Source organism: Pseudomonas sp. GW822-FHT07A10, from assembly GCF_058798795.1.
The window spans coordinates 109,148-131,944 of sequence record NZ_JBXAKV010000004.1 but is presented as its reverse complement, the minus strand read 5'-3'; the positions used below and the strand labels follow the sequence as shown (position 1 = coordinate 131,944).

General features: G+C 58.2%; 12 protein-coding genes. 8 read left to right on the top strand and 4 right to left on the bottom strand.

The annotated features are described in order from the left end of the window. The first annotated feature begins 36 nt into the window (after nucleotides 1-36). The 4 genes from AC1RL4_RS08895 to AC1RL4_RS08880 all read left to right on the top strand — a co-directional run bounded on the left by AC1RL4_RS08895 (nucleotide 37) and on the right by AC1RL4_RS08880 (nucleotide 6,104). Nucleotides 37-996 (top strand): cytochrome-c peroxidase, encoded by a 960-nt coding sequence (locus tag AC1RL4_RS08895; protein WP_230175096.1) that lies wholly within the window; start codon nucleotides 37-39, stop codon nucleotides 994-996. Further along, nucleotides 993-2,801 carry a DAHL domain-containing protein gene (locus AC1RL4_RS08890; RefSeq protein ID WP_489078587.1) on the top strand — a complete coding sequence of 603 codons (1,809 nt, stop codon included), beginning with the start codon at nucleotides 993-995 and terminating at the stop codon, nucleotides 2,799-2,801. The genes AC1RL4_RS08895 and AC1RL4_RS08890 overlap by 4 nt, the downstream gene beginning before the upstream one ends. Beyond that, entirely contained in the window at nucleotides 2,798-4,204 is a 1,407-nt protein-coding gene (locus AC1RL4_RS08885) for an ATP-binding protein (RefSeq protein ID WP_489078586.1), read from the top strand. The genes AC1RL4_RS08890 and AC1RL4_RS08885 overlap by 4 nt, the downstream gene beginning before the upstream one ends. A gap of 280 nt (nucleotides 4,205-4,484) precedes the next feature. Then, on the top strand, nucleotides 4,485-6,104 hold the full coding sequence (locus AC1RL4_RS08880) for an FMN-binding glutamate synthase family protein (RefSeq protein ID WP_028939468.1): 1,620 nt from the start codon (nucleotides 4,485-4,487) through the stop codon (nucleotides 6,102-6,104). On the opposite strand, the gene AC1RL4_RS08875 is transcribed toward AC1RL4_RS08880, so the two are convergent. The 3 genes from AC1RL4_RS08875 to AC1RL4_RS08865 are packed head-to-tail and all read right to left on the bottom strand — an operon-like array spanning nucleotide 6,082 to nucleotide 10,119. Next, nucleotides 6,082-7,671: a glycosyltransferase family 39 protein gene (locus AC1RL4_RS08875; protein WP_489078585.1), complete on the bottom strand. Its 1,590-nt coding sequence runs from the start codon at nucleotides 7,669-7,671 to the stop codon at nucleotides 6,082-6,084. The genes AC1RL4_RS08880 and AC1RL4_RS08875 overlap by 23 nt on opposite strands. Beyond that, nucleotides 7,668-9,176, bottom strand: coding sequence for a glucosyltransferase domain-containing protein (locus AC1RL4_RS08870; RefSeq protein WP_489078584.1), 1,509 nt, complete (start codon nucleotides 9,174-9,176; stop codon nucleotides 7,668-7,670). The genes AC1RL4_RS08875 and AC1RL4_RS08870 overlap by 4 nt, the downstream gene beginning before the upstream one ends. A 1-nt stretch (nucleotide 9,177) precedes the next feature. Then, complete coding sequence (locus AC1RL4_RS08865; RefSeq protein WP_018926640.1) at nucleotides 9,178-10,119, bottom strand: glycosyltransferase family 2 protein; 942 nt, start codon at nucleotides 10,117-10,119, stop codon at nucleotides 9,178-9,180. Between the two features lie 257 nt (nucleotides 10,120-10,376). On the opposite strand from AC1RL4_RS08865, the gene AC1RL4_RS08860 reads away from it, so the two are divergent. Further along, nucleotides 10,377-11,501, top strand: a complete 1,125-nt coding sequence (locus tag AC1RL4_RS08860) for an OpgC family protein (RefSeq protein WP_493119501.1) — start codon at nucleotides 10,377-10,379, stop codon at nucleotides 11,499-11,501. Nucleotides 11,502-11,555: 54 nt separating this feature from the next. On the opposite strand, the gene AC1RL4_RS08855 is transcribed toward AC1RL4_RS08860, so the two are convergent. Continuing rightward, nucleotides 11,556-12,977, bottom strand: a complete 1,422-nt coding sequence (locus AC1RL4_RS08855) for an amino acid permease (protein ID WP_019581581.1) — start codon at nucleotides 12,975-12,977, stop codon at nucleotides 11,556-11,558. Nucleotides 12,978-13,697: 720 nt separating this feature from the next. Between AC1RL4_RS08855 and AC1RL4_RS08850 the strand changes: the two genes are divergently transcribed. The 3 genes from AC1RL4_RS08850 (at nucleotide 13,698) to AC1RL4_RS08840 (ending at nucleotide 22,790) form a co-directional block, all read left to right on the top strand. Beyond that, nucleotides 13,698-14,156: an REP-associated tyrosine transposase gene (locus AC1RL4_RS08850; protein WP_019581582.1), complete on the top strand. Its 459-nt coding sequence runs from the start codon at nucleotides 13,698-13,700 to the stop codon at nucleotides 14,154-14,156. A 311-nt stretch (nucleotides 14,157-14,467) separates the two neighbouring features. After that, nucleotides 14,468-17,578 (top strand): transglycosylase domain-containing protein, encoded by a 3,111-nt coding sequence (locus tag AC1RL4_RS08845; RefSeq protein ID WP_096481009.1) that lies wholly within the window; start codon nucleotides 14,468-14,470, stop codon nucleotides 17,576-17,578. Nucleotides 17,579-17,729: 151 nt separating this feature from the next. After that, nucleotides 17,730-22,790 carry an NEL-type E3 ubiquitin ligase domain-containing protein gene (locus tag AC1RL4_RS08840; RefSeq protein WP_489078582.1) on the top strand — a complete coding sequence of 1,687 codons (5,061 nt, stop codon included), beginning with the start codon at nucleotides 17,730-17,732 and terminating at the stop codon, nucleotides 22,788-22,790. Nucleotides 22,791-22,797 lie beyond the last annotated feature (7 nt).

Genomic DNA, 22,797 nt, shown 5'->3' with positions numbered 1-22,797 from the left:
CAACAACACACAGGCCCTGAGCCAAGGAATCACAAGATGTCACGTTCCTTCTGCTACTTGCTCCTTGCGCCTCTACTCGGTTGTTGTCTGATAGCCAGTGGCGCACCGCTGGACGAACCGCTCAAACCCTTGCCCGCGGTGCCCGAGCAGAATCCCTTGCAAGTCGAACTCGGTCGCCGGTTGTTCAACGAACCACGGCTGTCGGTCAACAACAGCCTGTCCTGCGCCAGTTGCCATCGCCTGGAAATCGGCGGCGCCGACGACAAGGCATTGTCCACTGGCTTCAAGGGCGATCCCTTGACGATCAATACCCCGAGCGTGTTCAACGCAAGCCTGAACTTCCGGCAATTCTGGAATGGCCGCGCCGATTCTCTGGAAACCCAAGCCCACGAAGTGGTACAGAGTCCCAGTGAAATGGGCAGTCATTGGGAGCATGTGGTCCAGATGCTGTCCGCCGACCCGGATTACAAAAGCGCTTTCACCAAGGCCTACCCGGACGGCGTCACCATGAACAATGTGCAAAGTGCCCTGGCCACGTATGAGCGCACGCTGATCAGCGCCAACTCGCGTTTCGACCAATACCTGTCGGGCAATACCGACATTCTCACGACTGACGAGAAGTACGGTTACCAACGCTTCAAGGACTACGGCTGCATTGCCTGCCATCAGGGGGTGAACATCGGCGGCAACATGTTCCAGAAATTCGGGGTTATGGGTGATTACTTTCAGGCTCGTGGCAACCCCACCGAAGCCGATCTGGGCCGCTATCTGGTCACCAAGGCCGAAGAGGACCGCAACGTGTTCAAGGTGCCGAGCCTGCGCAATGTCGCCGTGACCGCGCCGTACTTTCACGACGGCTCGGCTAAAACCCTCGAAGAGGCGGTAGACGTGATGTTCAAGTTTCAGCTCGGCCGTGTGCCCTCCGACAAGGATAAGGACCTGATCATCAAATTCCTCAAGACCCTGACCGGTGAATGGGGAGGCAAACCTTTATGAAAACGTTCCCCCGCCGCAACCTGGCGCTGCTCGCTGCCGTGGCCGTGCTGCTGGCCTCGACGCTGTTGTTCCTGTACCTCAAGTCCAGCTCGAACGAGACGTCGACCTACGCCGAATCCCGGGATTTGATCGGTCGGATCAAACAGTTGAATGCGCAATGGGAAACCGAGATTCTCAAGTCCAGGATCGCCATCAGTCACAATTACGATCCGTTGGTGGCACCGCTGAGCGAGATGACACGTCTGTGGCAGCTGTTCGAGACCATGGAGTCCAATCACGGCCGCAACGACCCCATCTGGCATGCCAGCCATGATGCATACCACGCCGCCATGCTGGAAAAAACCCGGTTGGTGGAACAGTTCAAATCCCACAACGCGGTGCTGCGCAACTCACTGGCGTTTCTGCCGACGGCCGAAGACGACATCCAGCAACCGCTCGCCCAATTGTCAGATGAAGACAAGCTGCAACTGCAGAACATCGCCACCGACACCTACGACTTGCTGCTCAGCAGCCTGGAATTCGCCCAGGTCACCTCCGACGATAAAGCGGCGGATATTCTGCTGGGGATGAACAAACTGGGGGTTAACAAGCAACGATTGCCGGAGCAGTTTCACAGCCCGATCGATATTTTGAGTAACCACGTCACCCTGATCCTGCGTGAGCAACCGGTGGTCAATCGGTTACTGGAAAACATCGAGGCCATTCCCGTGGCCGAACGACTGGACGACATTACCGGCCTGCTGAACAAGGACCAGCAGCAAACCGATGCCATCGACCAGCGCTACCACTTCTACATGCTGGTATTTTCGACGCTGCTGGTACTGGTGCTGGTGTACCTGGCGATTCGCCTGATGCGCAGCTTCGGGGAGATCCAGCGGGTCAACAAGGAACTGCAAACCGCCAACGAAGTCCTCGAACAACGGGTCGAAGAGCGCACCCGCGAACTCAAGGATACCCAGAGCGAATTGCTCGACACCGCGCGTCAGGCCGGCATGGCCGAGATCGCCACCAACGTGCTGCACAACGTCGGCAACGTGCTCAACAGCGTGAACATCTCGGCCGATCTGGTCAGCCGCCGGCTGCGTAGCAGCAAGGCCCAGGGGCTGGGCAAGGCGATGCAGCTGATCAACGAACATCAAAGCGACCTCGGCACTTTTCTGACCCAGAACGAAAAAGGAAAATTACTGCCCGGCTATTTGAATCAACTGGTGGAGGCGATTGCCCTCGAACAGCAAGGCATGACCGAGGAACTCGCGCAGCTGAGCAAAAGCGTCGATCACATCAAAGACATCGTCGCCACCCAGCAGTCCTACGCGGGGGCCAACAACCTGGTGGAACCGCTGTACATCAGCGAATTGCTCGAGGACGCCCTGCGCATGAACGCAGGCGCCTTGACCCGGCATCACGTCACGGTGGTCAAGGAGTACGGCGACGTACCGCAAGTGATGGGCGACAAGCACCGCTTGTTGCTGATCCTGATCAACCTGATCAGCAACGCCAAATACGCCATGTCCGATCTGAGCAACCGAGCGCGACACATCACTCTTGGGGTAAAGGTCGTCGAGGACACGATCCTGCAAATCAGCGTCAAGGATGACGGCGAAGGCATTGCGCCGGAAAACATGACACGGATCTTTGCCCACGGTTTCACCACCCGCAAGGAAGGCCACGGCTTCGGCCTGCACAGCTGCGCGCTGGCCGCGATCGAGATGAACGGCCATCTGACCGCCCACAGTGACGGGCCAGGCAAGGGCGCCCTGTTCACCCTGCAGATCCCGTTGAACCCCGTCATGGAGGAAGCATGAGCGACCTTTCGAACCGACGTATTCTGCTGATCGACGACACCCCGTCCATCCATGATGACTTTCGCAAAATTCTCACCCCAACCTCGGCCAAACATGCAGAACTGGACGAAATGGAGGCCGCGCTGTTCGGCAGCGAAGTGAAATCCACTCAACTTCTGTTCGAGCTGGATTCGGCGTATGGCGGTCAGGAGGGCCTGGGCAAACTCGTCCAGGCCTTACAGGAAAACCGCCCCTACGCCCTGGCCTTCGTCGACATGCGCATGCCCGAGGGCTGGGACGGTGCACAGACCATCGAACACCTGTGGCAGGAAGACCCGAGCCTGCAAGTGGTGGTGTGTACCGCCTATTCCGACTATTCGTGGGATGAACTGCTGGAGCGCCTGCACGCCCACGACCGCCTGCTGATTCTGAAAAAACCGTTCGACAACATTGAAGTCCAGCAGATGGCCAACACCCTGCTCACCAAATGGGACATGACCGAACGAGCGTCTATCCAGATGAGCCATCTGGAGCATCTGGTGGATCAGCGCACGGCCCAGTTCAAACAGGCCAGCGAAGCATTGCAGCGGGAAATCGACGAGCGCAAACAACTGGAAAGCCAACTGGTGCAGTCGGAAAAACTCGCCTCGCTGGGGCAACTGGCGGCGGGCGTCGCCCATGAAATCAATAACCCCATCGGCTTCATTTCCTCCAACCTCGGCGCCCTCGATGGCTATTTCAAACAGCTGCAGACCATGCTCGATGCTTATCGGGAGGCGGAGGCTGTCATTACCTCAGGCGAAGTCCTCGAACGTCTCGGCCAGTTGCGTGAAAAGGTCGAACTGGAGTTTCTGCGCGAAGACATTCCGCTGCTGATCAAGGAATCCAAGGACGGTATCAACCGGGTCGGGCAGATCGTCAAAGACCTGAAGGACTTCTCCCGCGTCGACTCCAATCAGGAATGGCAGTGGACCAACCTGCAACAGGGCATCGAGTCGACGCTGAACATCGTCGCCAATGAACTCAAGTACAAGGCCGATGTGGTGAAGGAGTATCAAACGCTGCCTGACATCGAATGCCTGCCGTCGCAGATCAATCAGGTGATCATGAACCTGATCGTCAACGCGTCTCAGGCCATGGGGCCGGAACGGGGCACCATCACCCTGCGTACCGGGCTTGAAGGTGAAACGGTGTCGATCGAAGTCGCGGACACCGGATCAGGCATCGAACCGGAATGCCTGCAGAAAATATTCGACCCGTTCTACACCACCAAACCGGTGGGCCAGGGGACAGGGCTCGGGTTGTCACTGTCCTATGGCATCGTGAAAAAACACCGAGGCGATATTTCGGTACGCAGCGAAGTCGGTGTGGGTACCACGTTTCGGGTCGAGCTGCCGGTGCACCAATCGAAAGCGGCTGTCTGACCAGCCGAACAAGGGATCAAATCTCAATCCAGGCTGTTTTCGTTTATTCTCCAGGCGCAGAATGCCTGACGCTCTGTGCTAACACAGGAGATCTCTGTGGCGAGGGAGCTTGCTCCCGCTGGATCGCGAAGCGATCCCAAAACAGGCAATGCGTTCAGTCAGACAAATCCCGTCAGCAGGTTTTGCGACTGCTGCGCAGCCGAGCGGGAGCAAGCTCCCTCGCCACAAAAGCCTGTATACCACGGTCCTACATGACCGAGTCCGAACCCAAGGAAACCGTATGAGCCTGTCACTCCTGAGCCGCTACGCCTTCTTTGCCGTCTGTGTGATATTCACCCTCGCCAGCCTGCCCTTCCTGGCATACGACTGGCTCTGGCCGATCACCGCCGTCACCGGCGTCCTCAGCCTGGTGGGTCTGTTCGACCTGCTGCAAAGCCCCCATGCGGTGCGCCGCAACTACCCGATCCTGGGCAATATCCGTTATCTGGTGGAGGGCATTCGCCCGGAAATCCGCCAGTACCTGCTCGAATCCGACAGCGATGCCCTGCCCTTCTCCCGGGCCCAGCGTTCGCTGGTGTATTCGCGGGCCAAGAACGAGAGCGCCGACAAACCTTTCGGCACGCTGATCGACGTGTATCAGTCGGGTTTCGAATTCATCGGCCACTCGATGCGCCCGGCGCCGTTGAGCGACCCGAGCAGTTTCCGGGTAATGGTCGGCGGCCCGCAGTGCACCCAGCCGTACTCGGCGTCGGTGTTCAACATCTCGGCCATGAGCTTCGGCTCCCTCAGCGCCAACGCCATTCGCGCGTTGAACCAGGGCGCCAAACTCGGCAACTTCGCCCATGACACCGGCGAAGGCAGCATCAGCCCCTATCACCGGGAAAACGGCGGCGACCTGACCTGGGAACTGGGCAGCGGCTACTTCGGCTGCCGCACCGCCGATGGCCGCTTCGACCCGGAACGCTTCGCCGCCCAGGCACAGAATCCGCAAGTGCGGATGATCGAAATCAAAATGAGCCAAGGCGCCAAACCCGGCCACGGCGGCATTCTGCCCAAACACAAAGTCACCCAGGAAATCGCCGAAACCCGTGGCATCCCGATGGGCGAAGACTGCATTTCGCCGTCGCGCCACAGTGCGTTTTCCACACCGATCGAAATGATGCACTTCATCGCGCAACTGCGTGAACTGTCCGGCGGCAAACCGGTGGGCTTCAAGTTCTGCCTGGGCCACCCGTGGGAATTCATGGGCATCGCCAAGGCCATGCTGGAAACCGGCATCCTCCCGGACTTCATCGTGGTCGACGGCAAGGAAGGTGGCACCGGCGCCGCTCCCGTGGAATTCACCGACCACATCGGCGTACCGATGCGTGAAGGCCTGTTGTTCGTGCACAACACCCTGGTGGGCCTGAACCTGCGGGACAAGATCAAACTCGGCGCCAGCGGCAAAATCGTCAGCGCCTTCGACATCGCCAGCGTCCTGGCCATCGGCGCCGACTGGGCCAACTCGGCGCGCGGCTTCATGTTCGCCATCGGCTGCATCCAGTCGCAAAGCTGCCACACCAACAAATGCCCGACCGGCGTCGCCACCCAGGACACCCTGCGCCAGCGCGCGCTGGTTGTTCCGGACAAGGCCCAGCGTGTGTACAACTTCCATCGCAATACACTGAAGGCCCTGGCCGAAATGCTCGCCGCCGCGGGTCTCGACCATCCTTCACAGCTGTCGGCCAAGCATCTGGTGCGACGCATGTCGGCGACCGAGATCAAGTTGTTTTCGCAGTTGCATGTGTTCCTCAAGCCAGGCGAGTTGCTCACCGGGGAAGTGAACGGCGAGTTTTACTCGCGGATGTGGCAGATGGCACGGGCGGATAGTTTTGAGCCTAATGATGCGGCTGCTGCATAGCGTGTGTTTGCGCGCCAATCTCAGCGGTTGGCGCGTCCTCCACGATGAACAAACGAGCCTCACTGCCCCCTTCCCTTAGCGTCAGCACCTGTTTCCAATGTTTCGGAAACAAAGCGTCATGCTCAGGACGAGCAATGCCCGTCACCCACCAGACTCTCCTGGCATTGAGTTTCAGGGTCGAAAAATCATTGAAGAAAATCGAGTGCAGGTGATGGGGAATGAGTGCCCAGCCACCGTATTCGGCGGTTCCCCACAAGGTGCCGGTCGCTGTTTTGAAGACGTATAGCCTCGGCTGGATGCCTGTCGAGTTGTAGTACATGAACGGCAAGTACCAATACAGGTTATCCACAACGATTTCGTCATCCGGATGGGCTTCACGGCCGAGACCGGCGACGACGGCATCCAGCTTCGCGTCTCTGCGAATAGTGGTGCCGTTCATCTCATCCGTTTGTGCGTAAATCGCCGACAGCCCGTGCACTTCCACCAACACAATAAAAACCATGGCGACAGCAGCTAGGACAGCGTGGCGTTGGCTCAATGCGTCCAGTGCGAGCGCGACGATAAGGGGCAACGCAGCGGCGGCGAATACCAGGTACCTGGCATTGAAAACCGGCACGATCAGCGACACCAGAAACACGGTCAGCGCCGGCACAAAGAAATAACTCACCAGCAAGACGCTGAAAGGTCGTTCATTACGTGCTTTGAGCAGTACCGCAGCGGCGCAAACAATGATCAAGACCAAGGGTGTCACGCGCCATAAGTCACTGGTCGAACCCTCCATCACCACCAGTTGCCAAACGAAGGTCAGCACCGTCGGCCAGGTGAGTGGCGGTATCCATTCGAGCCCATCCATTCGCAGCAATTGACTGATGAGAGGCGGTGCCCACGGCAGGTACAACACGACGATTGCACTGTTGGCCAAAATCCACGCACGTACCGATACCGTGCCCTGGACCTTGCGCACTCGCCACCAAAAAAGCCAATGCACCAACACGCACAATGCGGCGAAGTAGTGCGTGTAAAAAGCCGCCGTCATCAGCAGCACGTAAACGACCGGATAACGCTTTTGATCCGGCGCCTTGACCCAGCACACCAGCGCCACAGTCGCCCCCATCAGCCAAAACCCCAGCAAGGTATACATTCGCACTTCCTGGCTGTAGCGCACCGATATCGGCAGCAACGCCAACAACAATGCTGCGATCCATGTCGCCCTTCGCGTCGCCAACAGGCTCATCAATTTAATGCCCAGCAACAGCGTGCCGACATCAGCCAGTGCGCTCAGGGAACGCGCAGACAACACACCATGACCGAACAGCACCATCCAGTAATGCAGCAAGACATAGTAAAGCGGCGGATGAACATCCCGAGCCGTTGTGGCCCAGATGTACGCAGGCGAGCCCTCGGCCAGCAGTATGCTGTAAGCCTCGTCGTACCAGATGACCGGCACGGTGATAGCGTGAAATCTCGCCAACAATGCGATCGCCAGCACCCCCAGCAAACCCGCACCGTCGGCAACCCCGGATGGCAAGCGTTTGAGATAGATCGCAGGAGCGCTCACCGTTTTCACCACGCAAGCGTGGCGATCGGCGTTGGCTCTTTCATCACGATGAAACCGTAGTCACCCAACAGATAGAGGCTGTAGAACTTGTTATCCACCAGCGGTGGATAACCCTGATAACCCATCAGCGTCGCGTTGCGTCGCTCCCGCTCCGCGACCACGTTGGTGATGCCCGCTTTCGGCAGGTTTTCCGCCAGCATGTAGAAGTTGATGTTCAGCAAATAATGCAAAACCGGCATCTGCTTGAACGAGCCTGCAGCCTCCACCAGCCAGTGATCGGAATAACTCACCGACATGTATATGCGCTTGGCCTCGCGCAGTTGCCGATGGGATGCAATGTCATGCCCCAGGGAAAACAACGCGCTGGAGGCAAAGGTGTTCTGCACCGACAGCACGCGGCCATAGGCGTAGGACAGCGAAAGCATGGCCAGCAACGGAACCACCAACAGCAGCGTCAGCCGCTCATGAATACGTGCCAGTGCCAGATGGCTTAAATAGAACAGCAGCACCAACAGCACTGCGAACCCCATCAAGGTTCTGGCGCCTTCATTGAAATCCCGGAAAAACAACACAGCCCCCGACACTAGAAAAATCACGGTCGGCACGGACAGCACACATGCCAGACCCATCAGCACTTTTCTCAACGCCGTGTCCTGGCGTGCCACCACGTTCCGGGCCAGCTGCACGCTGCCCGCGATGGCGCACAACAGCAGCACGGCGAACACCCAGGTGAATCCACCGTGAAACAGCAGCACGACTTTTTCCAGCACGCGACCAATGTTGATTTCCAGTTGCAGCCAGGGTGCCGCCGCCCAGTTCAGGAACAAGACACGGTTCTGATTCATGTACGGATAAGCGGTGACGCTGTAGATCAAGCCGCCGAGCACCACCTGCGCGAGTTTCCAGCCGATCAACTCGCACCATTGCGGCCAGGCCCATTTATCGTTCGCGCCCCTGAGCAATTCGAGGCAACACAGGCCCAGAAACACATTAATACTCACCTGATAGAGCCCCAGCCCCAGGGCAATCAGGAAGGCCGGCACCAGCCATTGCAGGATGCGCGAAGGATGACGAAACGTGATCGCATAGATCACCGCCACCAGGCTCAAGGCATTAGTCGGTCCGTCGTATTGATACGACAGGTTCTGCAGGAAGAACGGGTTGTACCAGAGCGGCAACACCACCAGGCAGCAGGATAGCGTCGGCTGCGGGTAGTAATGAAACGTCAGGCTGGTCAACGCAAAAGTCATGGCCAGGGAGGCGATCAACAGCGGCAACGGAAAGATGTTCGGCGCGGCATCGCTGAAGGTCAGCACGTTGTAGAACAGCTCGGTGAACAACCGCCCCTGCCCCACCCAGTCCGTTCCGGCGGACAGCGAACGCCAGTTGTCATCGATGTAGGGATAGTCGGCGAGGATCAGCGGAATGACATAGATCAGCGTCGCGAGTTGAAAAAACAGCCAGACCCGACGACGGCCGATTTCGCCGCTGAAAAAATCGCCCAGTCTGCCCATGCTAAAGCCCGACCCGGTCTTTGCCGCCGATGACGTCTTTGATCACATACCGGGGCCGATGCTTGGCTTCGATGTAGATGCGACCGACATACTCTCCAAGAATGCCGATGCCGATCAGTTGCACACCGCCCAGAAACAATATGGCCGTCATCAACGAGGGGTAACCGGGGACGCTGTTGCCGAAGAAAATCTTGTCCAGCACCATGTACACCGCATACAGCACCGCGAAGATTGAAATGCCGCCGCCGATGTAAGTCCACAACTGCAAGGGTACGGTGCTGAACGAGGTAATGCCTTCCAGCGCCAGGTTCCACAGCTTCCAGCCATTGAATTTGCTGCGTCCGGCCACCCGCTGGGCCCGCTCGTACTCCACCACCACGGTGGTGAAACCGGCCCACGATAGAACGCCTTTCATGAACAACTGATGCTCGGGGAGTGCGCGAATCACATTGACCACCTTGCGGTCCATGAGGCGGAAATCCCCGACGTTCTCTTCGATACGGGTGTAGGAAATCCTGTTCAGCAGGTGGTAGAACATTGCCGCACTGTGGCGTTTCAAATAACTGTCGCTGGCACGATCCCGGCGCTTGGCGAGTACCACATCGGCACCCTTTTGCCACTCGGCAATCAACCTCGGGATGACGCTGATCGGGTCCTGCAGGTCCACGTCCATGGGGATCACCGCATCGCCGGTGGCGTACTCCAGCCCGGCAAACAACGCCGGCTCCTTGCCGAAGTTGCGCGAGAAATTGATCAGCAATACCTGTTCATCGACCTGAGCCAGCGCTTTGGCCTGCTCAGCCGTCTGGTCGGTACTGCCGTCGTTGATGAACACGATCTCGACTTCATAAGGGTCAAGTTTCAACTCACGACGCACCGCTTGGTGGAACAGACTGATCGCCTGCTCTTCGTTGAATACCGGGACAATCAGCGAAACCTTCACGTTTCACACTCCTGAGAACCGAAGTGTAGATGCTCGCCAGATGCCATCATGGGGAGTTCTGGTGCGCGGACAGTCCGGCAGACCGACGGCCACGCCGTTCTATCCGTTCGCTATAAGCATCTGAGACATTCGGTAATATCCAGCCTTTTGCAATTGCCTGTGAATAACGGCACCCTGCGCGCCGCCAATGTGCGGCGCACCCTCTTTTGCGGCGCCGGCAACTCCTTATCCAACAGCCCGTTCAAGAGCCCGCCTTCATGACGTCTGGACGCGATCACCGAATCGACTTTTTCCGCGGCCTGGCCCTGATCTTTATCTTCTGGGACCACGTGCCGCAGAACCCGCTCGCGCAGTTCACGGTGCGTAACTTCGGCTTCAGCGATGCGGCGGAGATTTTCGTGTTCCTGGCCGGTTACGCGGCCGTGCTGGCCTACGGCAAGATCGCCCGGCGCGACGGGCTCATGGTCGCTACGGTGAAGATCCTGCGACGCGCCTGGGTGCTTTATGTAGTGCACATCTTTTTGCTGGCGCTACTGATGGGCATCGTATTTTTCGCCAACAGCCACGTGGAAACCCGCGATCTGGTGCAGGAAATGGGCTTGCAGTATTTCCTGAGCAATCCGCAGCAGGCGTTGATGGATGAATTGCTGCTGCGCTTCAAACCGAACCTGATGGACCCGTTGCCGCTGTACATTCTGTTGCTGCTCGGCCTGTCGCTGGTACTGCCGATACTGCTGCGCAAGGCTGAATACGTGGTGGGGCTGTCGGTGGTGTTGTACCTGCTGGCGCCATGGTTGCAGTGGAACCTGGCGGGCACCGACGGGGGCGTGTGGTTTTTCAATCCAATGGCCTGGCAGCTGCTGTTTATTCTCGGGGGCGCGGCGGCGATTCACCGGCAAAGGCCTCGGGCGCCGAAACCTCGACCGCTGACTCGACAGCCGGTTTTCATCGCGGCTCTGACCTATCTGGTAATGAGCGGGATGATCGCGCTGTCGTGGAAATGGCCGACCGTGCATGACGCGTTCATGCCCCAATGGCTCGGCGAATGGCTCTATCCGATCAGCAAGACCAACCTCTCACCGGCGCGTCTGCTGCACTTCCTCGCCCTCGCCTACGTCACCGCCAGGTTGTTGCCGGACACGGGCTGGACGCAACACTGGCTGGCGCGACAAAGCTGTCGCATGGGCCGATATTCTCTGGAGGTGTTTTGTTTTGGTGTGTTGCTGGCGCCGTTGGCGGACATGCTCAATGCCTTGGGTGGGAACGTATTGGCGATGCAGCTATTCAGCGCAATGTTGGGGGTCGGATTGATGGCGTTGCTGGGGGTTTGGCTGGATTTCAATAAGCGGTTGAATGTGCCGATACCCGTGGCAGCCGTTTAAATGCAAAAGCCCCGATCATTCTGACCGGGGCTTTTGTATGGCTGGCGTTACAACTTACGAAGCCGAACGCACCGCGCCTTGCGTCACGTTGGTCGGCTGCAACTTGAACATGTAGAACAACACCGTCAGCAGTACCAGGAACGCCGGGCCCACATACAGCGCCACTCGGGTGTCCGGGAAGTACGCCATCAGGCCGACCACCAGCACCAGAAATGCCAGCGCCAGATACGAACTGATCGGGTACAGCCACATGCGGTATTTCAGGCCGGCACGTTCGCTGGCGCTCAGGCCTTTGCGGAACTTGAGCTGGGCCAGCAGGATCATCACCCAGGTCCAGATCGCGCCGAAGGTGGCTATCGCAGTAACCCAGACGAAAACCTTCTCAGGCACCATGTAGTTGAGCAGCACGCCCAGCAACAACGCGCCGATCGACAACAGCAACGCACGACGGGGCACACCGCCGTTCGAGGTTTTGGCGAAACCGGCCGGTGCCTGGCCATTTTGCGCCAGGCTGTAGAGCATGCGCCCGGTGCTGAAGATGCCGCCGTTGCAGGACGACAACGCCGCGGTGATCACCACGAAGTTGATGATGCCAGCGGCGGTCTTGATGCCCAGACGCTCGAAGGTCATCACGAACGGGCTGCCCTGGGTGCCGATGGCGTTCCATGGGTAGATCGACAGAATCACGAACAAGGCGCCGACGTAGAACAGCAGAATCCGCCAGAACACCGAGCCGATCGCATTGGGGATGGTCTTCTGCGGGTTCTTCGCTTCACCGGCGGTCAGGCCGATCATCTCGACGCCGAGGTAGGCGAACATCACCATTTGCAGGGACATCAACACGCCTTGCACGCCGTTGGGCATGAAGCCGCCGTGGGCCCACAGATTGGAAATCCCCAGGGCGACGCCGTCGTTGCCGAAGCCGAACGCGATCACGCCGATACCGCCGACCACCATCGCAATGATGGTGACGATCTTGATCAGGGCGAACCAGAATTCGAACTCACCGAAGGCTTTCACCGCGATCAGGTTGATAGAGCCCATGCTGACCAGCGCGGCGAGTGCCCAGATCCAGCGCGGCACGTCGGGGAACCAGACGCCCATGTACACCGCCACTGCGGTGATTTCCGCGACGCAGGTCACCAGCCACAGGAACCAGTAGTTCCAGCCGGTCAGAAAACCCGCCAAAGGCCCGAGGTAATCCTGGGCATAACGGCTGAACGAGCCGGCGACCGGATTGTGCACGGCCATTTCGCCGAGGGCACGCATGATCACCAGGATCGCCAGACCGCCGATGATGTAGGAGAGCATGATGGCCGGGCCGGCCATTTCGATGGCCTTGGCCGAACCCAGGAACAGGCCGACGCCGATACAGGCACCGAGTGCCATCAGGCGAATATGCCGTTCGCCCAGTTCGCGTTTAAGCGGGCCGCCCTGAGCGGTCTCGCCGTGAGGCAGGTGATTGCCGACTGGCATAGGGGTGCAACCTCGTCTTGTTATTGGATATGACCACTGAGTGTCGAAGCGCCGACCGATAGGCCAGTGCCTGGTGAAACCGGGCCTGTCTTGTGGACAGACACGTCTTGTAGGACAAAACCTCCAAGATCAGCGGGGCGTGCAGTATAAAAAGCTAACGACAGGTGTTTTCACTATATAAAACACAATATTCAGCGATAACTAACGGGTAATTCCCGCAGAACGGAGTGGCATTACCTGGCTTATGCAGGTTTTTTCGCCACTGAAACCGCACGGAGTATTGCACAGCAATGGTGCATCGTCATGCCCCTACCTAGGCAGCATTTACCTCTCCGATGCGTCTAGCTCAACCCTTTCAGACGCCCCCCCCCTTATGGTGAGGGGATTGTTGTGGGCAGGGGGCTTACTGTGATGGGGAGGATTCCTGTGGCGAGGGGGCTTGCCCCCGTTCGGCTGCGCAGCAGTCGTGAACACATGCGGTGTGTCTGAAAAAATCCGGTGTTGCTGGTTTTTGGGACTGCTGCGCAGTCCAGCGGGGGCAAGCCCCCTCGCCACAGGAATCCTCCTCACCAAAGTAAGCCCCCTCACCACAATAGGTTTCTTGCTGTAGTGAATCCTTCGCAGGAATCAGAATCTTCACTCAGCATTTGCAGAACCGAAACAGACAATCGGGCACTAGCGTGGAAGGGTCACCTGACTATTACGCAAGGAAGCAATGGATTGCCTACTCAACCAAACTCTCATCGCCTGCGCTTTGGCAGAGCCTCTGAAAACGGCCGCGCTTACCTCATCACCGCAGTTATTCACGAGCGCCAACCCATATTCTCTGACTGGCGATTGGGGCGTCTGCTTGTCGCAGAACTGCGCCGAGCTCACGATGCGGGTTTAGTGAATTCAATTGCCTGGGTTGTGATGCCCGATCATTTTCATTGGCTAATGCAACTGCAGGGCAACAATCTGGGCAATGTTGTCGGCTCTACCAAGTCACGCTGCACCCTGGCAGTGAACAAAATGAACGGTCGGTGTGGTCCGCTATGGCAAAGCGGCCACCACGACCGGGCAATCCGCGATGGAGAAGAACTCCTGCCATTCGCTCGTTACATTGTTGCCAATCCCTTGCGCGCAGGGTTGGTAGAAAAGATTGGCGATTACCCGTTGTGGGATGCTTGCTGGCTATAAAGCGGGACTCTGTGGCGAGGGGGCTTGCCCCCGTTCGGCTGCGCAGCAGTCGTGAATCCTGTACATGCGGCGTGTCTGAAAAAATCCAGTGTTGCTGATTTTTGGGGACTGCTGCGCAGTCCAACGGGGGCAAGCCCCCTCGCCACAGGCAAGCCCCCTCACCACAGTAAGTCCCTGTCCACAGTAAGCTCCCTTGCCACAGGTAATGATGCGCATCTGATATTTGGTTGTTCACAATTTTTTCACCAATGCCAACCACCGTCTAAGCTTCAAACAAGTCCGATCAATCTGCGTGAATGGATCAGTCGACTATGGGCGCTTTGTGGCAAACCGATTCGAGTGACACTGTGGTTCCGACTGAACGTGTGGATGAAGCGCCTTTACCTGAAAAACCCCGTCGTTCACGGCACGGCTGGGGGGCGTTCTGGTTGCTGCTGCTGATTATCCTGATTGTCCTGGGCCTGGCCGCAGCCAAGGAAATGCGCACCTCCAAGTTCCAAGCCCGGGAAATCAGCAAATATGCCGCCTCGCTGAAATACGAACTGCAACCCGGCCCCAGCGACGCGATTCGCTACCCTGGCGAAGGCCCGTTCGATCAGCGTCTGGGCTACAGCTCCCTGGATGAATTTCTGCCGCGCCTGCTCAAGCGCGATTACGTGATAGCGGCGCAAACCCGCTTTTCGCCTGCGCTGATGAAGTACAGCGACAAGGGCTTTTTCATTCCCTATACCGAGAAAATCCAGGCCGGGCTGTCGATCACCGATTGCCGCGCGGCACCGCTGTACCAGTTCAAGTATCCACAACAGCTCTATTCAAGCTTTGCGGCGATCCCGCCGGTGGTGGTCAACAGCTTGCTGTTCATCGAAAACCGCTTTCTGCTCGATCCGCGCCAGCCCCTGGCCAACCCCGCCGTGGACTGGCCGCGGTTCGGCATGGCCGCGTGGTCCCAGGTGGCCAAGCTGTTGCGCCTGCCCGGCCAATCGGCGGGCGGCAGTACACTGGCGACACAGCTTGAGAAATATCGACACTCACCCGACGGCTTGACGGTGTCGGGCGCGGAAAAAATCCGCCAAATGATTTCCGCCAGCGTGCGGGCCTATCAGACGGGGCCGGAAACCCTCCAGGTACGGCAAAATGTGATTCGCGACTACCTCAACAGTGTTCCGCTGTCGGCAGTGCCGGGCCATGGTGAAGTGCATGGCATGGCCGAAGGTTTGCGTGTGTGGTACGGCGCCGACTTCAACAAGGCCAACGAACGGCTGGCCAGCACCGACACCGATCAGAAAAGCCTGGCGGAGAAAGGCCTGGCCCTGCGTGAAATGCTGTCGCTGATGATTGCTCAACGCCGCCCTTCGCACTACTTGACCAAGGGCCGCGATGAATTGGCCAGCCTGACCGACAGCCATATTCGCCTGCTGTCACAAAATGGCGTGATCGATGCGCCGCTCGCGGCGGCGGCACTGGCCAGCCAAGTGACCTATCGCGACTGGCAGACCCAGCCCACCATCCAACCGATCGAAACCAACAAAGGCATCAGTGTCGCGCGCAGTCGGCTGGGCAGTTTGCTCAACCGTCCGCTGTATGACCTCGACCGCCTCGACCTTTCCGCCACCAGCACCCTGCAAGGCGAGCTGCAAACCCAGGCCACCGCGTACCTCAAGCACCTGGCCGACCCAGCTTATGCAGCGGAAATCGGCCTGATCGGCGAACGCCTGCTCACCCCCACCAGCACCACGCAGGTGCGCTACAGCTTCACCCTGTTCGAACTGACCCCGGATGGTTCGCGGGTACGGGTGCAGACTGACAGCACCGACCAGCCGTTCGACATCAATGAAGGCAGCAAGCTGGAACTGGGCTCCACCGCAAAAATGCGCGTGCTCACCACCTACCTGCAGATCATCTCCGAATTGCACGATCGCTACGCAGGCATGACCGTTGCCGAACTGAAGAAAACCGAAGTCGCCGAACAGGATCGCCTGAGCAGTTGGGCCGTCGAGTACATGATTCAGAACACGGACCGCAGCTTGCCAAAAATGCTCGGCGCCGCCCTGGATCGCAAATATTCCGCCAGCCCCGGCGAGGCCTTTTTCACCGGCGGCGGGCTGCACACGTTCGTTAACTTCCGCAAGGAAGACAACGGCCGCATGCCGACCCTGCGCGATGCCATTCGTGAGTCGATCAACCTGCCGTTCATCCGGCTGATGCGTGATTTGGTGCGTTACAGTACCTACGCGGGCCCCAACAGCAGCGCCGAATTGCTCAAGGACGACCGCGACCCGCGGCGTCAGGAATACCTGGCTCAGTTCGCCGACCGCGAAGGCACCACATTCCTGTTGCGATTCTGGAAGAAGTACCAGAACAAGGACACCCAAACCCGCCTCGAGACCTTTCTCGACAGCATGCACCCGACCCCGATCCGCATGGCCGCCGTACATCGCTATCTGTTCCCGCAGGCCGACCAGGAAAGTTTCAACACCTTCGTACGGTCGCACCTCAAAGGCGCCAAGCTCACGGAAAAACTCACCGACGAACGCCTCGAACGCCTGTACCTGAGTTACGGCCCGGGCACCTACGACCTACCGGATCAAGGTTTCATCGCCAAGGTCCACCCGCTGGATCTGTGGCTGATGGGCTATTTGCTGAACAACCCCGACGCCAAGTTCAGTCAGATCGTCAAAGCCAGCGAATTCGAACGCCAGGAGGTTTACAGCTGGCTGTTCAAAAGCAAACACAAGGGCGCCCGTGACAGCCGTATCCGCACGATGCTGGAGATCGAGGCATTCCTTGATATTCATCAACGCTGGCAGAAAGTCGGCTATCCGTTCGATCACCTGGTGCCCTCGCTGGCCACCGCCATCGGCAGCTCCGGCGACCGCCCCGCGGCGCTGGCAGAGCTGATCGGCACCATCCTCAACGATGGTGTGCGCCTGCCAACGCTGCGTATCGACAGCCTGCATTTCGCAGCCGATACGCCCTATGAAACCCAACTGATCAACAATCCGGTCGTCGGCAAACGCGTGATGCCTTCCGAGGTGGCAACCGCCATGCGCGAGGCCTTGTCGCAAGTGGTGGATGCCGGCACGGCCAAACGCGTGGCAGGCAGTTTCAAACTGGCCGACGGTACCCCGTTGGCCATGGGCGGCAAAACCGGGACCGGCGACAACCGCATCGAAGCCATCGGTCCAGGTGGCCGGATTCTGAGTTCGAAATCGATCAACCGCACTGCAACGTTCGTGTTCTACATCGGCGATAACCATTTCGGCACCTTGACCGCCTACGTGCCGGGGCGCACAGCCGAAGCCTTCAAATTTACTTCGGCGTTGCCGGTGCAAGTGCTCAAGGGCATGGCACCGATTCTGATGCCTTACCTGCAACCGGGGAGTCATACAGGATGCCTGCCTGTTGAAGTCGCCCGACACTGATCACGGGTGGTAATTAATTATTTTCGGCATTGATAATCTCAATGCGTCGGCAAGTATCCACACGTATTCAAGAACAGTAATTCAAACTTTTACTTTGAGCCTTGGGAGTTAGGCTGGTGACTCTCATGGATATTCAAGGTTTTATAAAAACATGTCTGAAATACAAGGAAGTATATTGGGTGATTCATTACCGGAAACTGCCGATTTAAATGGCCGCCATTACGATTTTATCCAAAACCGGATCCACCCCATCTTCAAAAGCGCCTCTTTGCAAAGGGCTCAGGAGCTAAGCCTCACTCAAACGGCAATCGGGCAATGGATAAAGACCGCCACAGACATCGATCACACCCGATTACAAGAGTCCAATATCAAACTCTGGTCCGCTCAAAACAGGGTAGAACGGGCTCTTGAAGAGTTACAAAACATTTATAAATTCGCCGAACCGTTACTGACCGACGCGTTGTTGGAACAATACGGTGTCGACGTTGATGTAAAGACAACCTGCCTGCATCTTTACTTACCCAGAGAACGCCCTTGGTATGTCGTTGACCTCTCAGGCGGTGTGGTGACCCGTACGGTCTCATTGTTGGACGCCGCCCTGCACAACTTCGCGCTGACCGAAACCTGCGAATCGGGCTCGGACTTTATCAGTCAACCCGATGCGCGCGGGCACTTCGACATTCGGCCGATCAAACACAAAATGTCCATCGCACAATTTCAGACCTTATGTCGTGAATTGGACATCGGCGCCCGCTACACCCGATACCTCGAAGAACAGTTGCTGCCCAGTGACGGCCTTGCTCAGGACATGTTGAAACTCAACATCGTCAATTACGAGAAAGCCGCGTTCAAAGCGGCTGCTCAACAGGCGGTGATGACCGATGACATTGACGCCGACGCCCGCGATTTGATCCTGAAGATGCTTGATGGTCAGCGCAACCTCACCCGTAAAGGCCGGGTGATGCACTTCGCTGAATTGTCCATTATGGATAGCCAGTTGACCGGGATCGTACTGATCACACCGGACCTGGGTCGAACCCGCGATGTCGTACCAATATTTGCTTACGTCCCGCAAGACCCGGAGCATCCACTGAAAGAGTACCCGTCGACTATCGCATTCATGAATGAACTGACTCGCCAACTGCGTGATGACGCTGTCATATCGTCTACCGGAATGACTTATCGCCAGTACTTCAGCCGGTTCGTAAACCACTCCGAGCGCGGGCATTTTTTCGGCGGGTTGGCGCAACGCCTGTTCGAGGTTAAATGGCATCAAAAAGAGCCACTGGACCAACGCCCGAGCTGGCGGGAAGAGCCGGTCAGCCCCCCCAATCTACAGTTCAGCACCGCACCTATGCGCGGTGAGTTATGGGAGCACCTCTATCAGCAGAAGCTGAACAAGATCCTCAATGATGCGCGACACATCGCGGTGTCCACCGCCGATACCGATCGCAATGCCCGATGGGCCTGGTGGGAGAACTTCAAGAAAATTGTCTCGGACATCTTCAACGTCGCACTGATGGTCGTCACGCCATTCGTTCCGGGGCTGGGTGAATTGATGATGGTCTACACCGCCTATCAGATGGCCAGCGATGTCGTCGAAGGCATCGTCGACATGACGTTGGGGCTATGGACCGAAGCCGCCGAGCATATCGTCGGCGTGGTGACGGATGCCATTCAACTGGCGGCGTTTGCTGCCGGCGTGAAGATTGGCGAGGTCGCTCGCTTGAAACTATCACCGCTGATCGAAGGCATGAAACCGGTGGCACTGCCCAACGGCCAGCCGCGCTTGTGGCATCCCGACCTCAAGCCCTACGAGCAGCCGGACATCGAGTTACCGGCCGACTCCGTGCCTGACGCATTGGGTCTGCATACCCACGAAGGTCAGAAGATTCTGCTGCTGGACAACAAACATTACGCCGTGCAAAACGACCCGAAAACGGGCACCTATTGTGTCAAACACCCCCATCGCGGCGAGGCCTATTTACCCGAGCTGAAACACAATGGCTTCGGCGCCTGGACACATGAAGCGGAAAACCCGCAAGGTTGGGACCACCCGACACTGATGCGGCGTCTCGGTCACCGCGTCGACGGTTTCAACGATGCGCAGCTGGAGCAGATTCGCATTGCCAGCGGCACCGAAGCGGCTGCATTACGCCAAATGTACGTCGAAAACATCGCACCGCCGCCGTTGCTCACCGACGGTCTTGATCGCGCAGACATCCAGCAGCAAACCGAGCAGGCTATTGATGACATTCGCTACGGACGGCCTATCGATCCCGCTTCTTACTGGTTCGAACCGCTGGCGACTTACCTTGAAGGCTGGCCCTCGGACAAGGCTCTGAAAGTTTACGCAAACACCGACCTGACAGGTCGGTTCCGCACCTACGGTAATGCCCAGGCGAGCGACGAACAGACGCTCGCCACCAGTCTGTCCCGTCTCATGCAGGGTGACCTGCCAAAGCAGCTCATCGAGTTTCTGAGCGAGGAAGAACTTCAAGCGCTGCTCCGCCCGGATGTCGCCAAGGAAGAACAGCTCCAGGCGCTGCGCAATCAACTGGCTGACGAAGCAGACCGCCTCAGGCCCGATATCTTCAATCAGCGCTATCAAGTTGCACAAGCGAGCGCCAACCCGCAGGTCCAACGACTGCGCGACGTGGCTCCAGAGCTACCGACCCGAGCGGCAACGGTACTGCTCAACAGTGCCAGCGGCGCTGAGCTCGAACGCATGACACAGGACAAACGCCTGCCACTGAACCTGAAAAACCAGGCGCGTGAAGCGGCCTTCGAAACCCGGGCCAACCACGCCTATGAAGGTTTCACCGATGAGGCGCGCTGGGTGCCAGAGACTGAGCGACTGGTGCTGAATGCGCTCAGGATTCACACCGACGTATTCGGCGATTTGCGTATCGACGTCCGCCAGGGCACCAACATCGGGCCGCTACGATGCAGCGTCGGAGCAGAAGACGCGTCGCTCATCCGGGTATTGATCAAGGACGCCGGGGCACGGTACGAAGTGTGGGACGCCGGCAACCACAAATTGCACGAAGCCGACGACTTTTACGAATCGGTACTCAACGCTCTGCCGGCCGGCAAACGCCGGCAACTGGGATATCGAACCGGCCAGGGAGCCTTGTTCAGACAATGGGTGCTGGTCAAAACCGAAGCCCCCGCCGAGCGCCGGATCGCGCTGGCTGAGCCGCCGATTCGTCCGGTCGGCGACCCAGACACCTTGCTGCTATTGCGTGGCCCGAGCTTATCCACACAAAGGGCCACCCTGGCGGAACGGGTGCAGGGCATTTACCCGCACTTGAACGAGCGCGAGCTCAGCACCTTTGTCCGCTCACTGGGTGAAGAACCTCAGGCGCGCCAGACCCTCGATCGACTTGACCGCGAACTGTACGATCTTCAAGTCACACTCAACAAATGGCGGCGTCGCCAACCTGAAACCTGGGGCCCGGATCGGGACGGGTTCGTGAGTGGTGGCGGGTTGCACATTTGCAAGCGGCTCATCGCCTGTTTCCAAAGAAAATCGAAGGCTTTTGGCGAGCGCAGCGCCACACTCGAAGGCGGGTATGTGCTAGACCTTTCAACGGAGTTCAACACGCTCGATCTGGAGCTGTGGTGGAGTGAGTTGCCTGATCTCAAGTACTACCTCGACCAGGTCAGTACGCTGAATCTGGACCGCACCGGCTTTTCCAGCAGCGCCACAGGGCTGTTGAAGGATTTTCCTAATCTTCGGCAACTGAGTGCCCGAGGCTGCGGATTGGAAAAGCTGCCGGTAACGATTGGCAAAATGCATTTCCTTCGCACGCTGCGTTTGATGAACAACCGGATCCGGCTAACCCGCTCGGCCGTCGAGCAACTGCGGCATTTGACGCACATGGAAACGCTCAGGCTCGATGACAACCCACAGTTGGGTCTGTTGCCGAACGTCGAACGCATGCCGAAACTGAAGATTCTGAGTTTGAGCAACACCGGCGCAACTGCTTGGCCTGACGGCCTGTTCGCAAAACATCGCCCGCGAGGGTTTTATCTGGACCTGATGCAAAACCCGTTGCGCGACATCCCATCGGTCGTTCCCGGCTCGGACGCCGCGCGCCTCGTGGCACGCACGCGACTGTTTCCGACCGATCTTTCGGACACCAACCAGATTGTCTATATGGACTACCGGAAGTCAGTCGGCATCAGCCCGGATCATCTGTACTTGGCCATCGCCGATCGTGCGATCGATCAGTGGCCCATGTCCGACGATTCCCAATGGTGGAGCGACAAGGCCGCAGGCGTGGGCATCTTCAGGGTCGAAGCCTGGCACGACCTGATGACCGAGCCACACTCTCGAGGGTTCTTCAGCTTGATCCAGAAGCAGACCGAATCGGCCGACTACCGCGCCGGTGGCGAGCGGCGCAAACAACTGAGTGATCGCGTATGGCGAATGATCGAGGCCATCGACCTGGACACGACATTGCGCAAAGAATTGTTCGAGATGGCGACCGCACCGACCACCTGCGCCGACGCCGGTGCCCAGGTATTCAACAATATGGGCATCAAAGTCCTGGTCAGCGAGGCCTATGCCCAGTCGACATCGGCCGCGATCCTGGAAAGCAAGCTGGTGACCCTGGCCAAAGGCGCCGCGCGTCTCGAACGGGTGGATGACATCGCCCGGGCGGATTTCGCCAGCCGAAAAGGTAATCCCGATGAAGTCCAAGTGTTCCTCGCTTACGAGACCGGCCTTACCCAGCGTCTCGGCTTACCCTGGCAATCGGAGAGCATGCTCTATCGACCCGTGGCCGGCGTAAGTGCCGAAATGCTCGATACGGCCTTCGATACCGTGATGTCGATGGAAGACGGCGACGGTTTGATCAATCACATGATCGAGCAGTCGTTCTGGGAAAAATACCTGCATGACATGTATCCCGCGGAGTTCAGGCGCAATGCCCGGACGTATGAAATCAGAACCGATCAATTGGATGAATTGCGCGAGGCCCAGCGTTCCTGGGCGAATTCCAAAGGACGGGTGATAGCGCAAAGACAGGCACTCAAGAAGCGACTGCTGGAGCTTGCCAATCAACTGAACGTCCAGGAAGACCGTGTGCTCACCGATGAAGAAATGACCGACGAGGTCTACGGTGGATTGCTGAATGACATCGGCTACGAGGAAAAACAGCTGAGCAGACGATTGACCCGACAGGCGCTGCTCAACGCCGGGTAACCGCCAG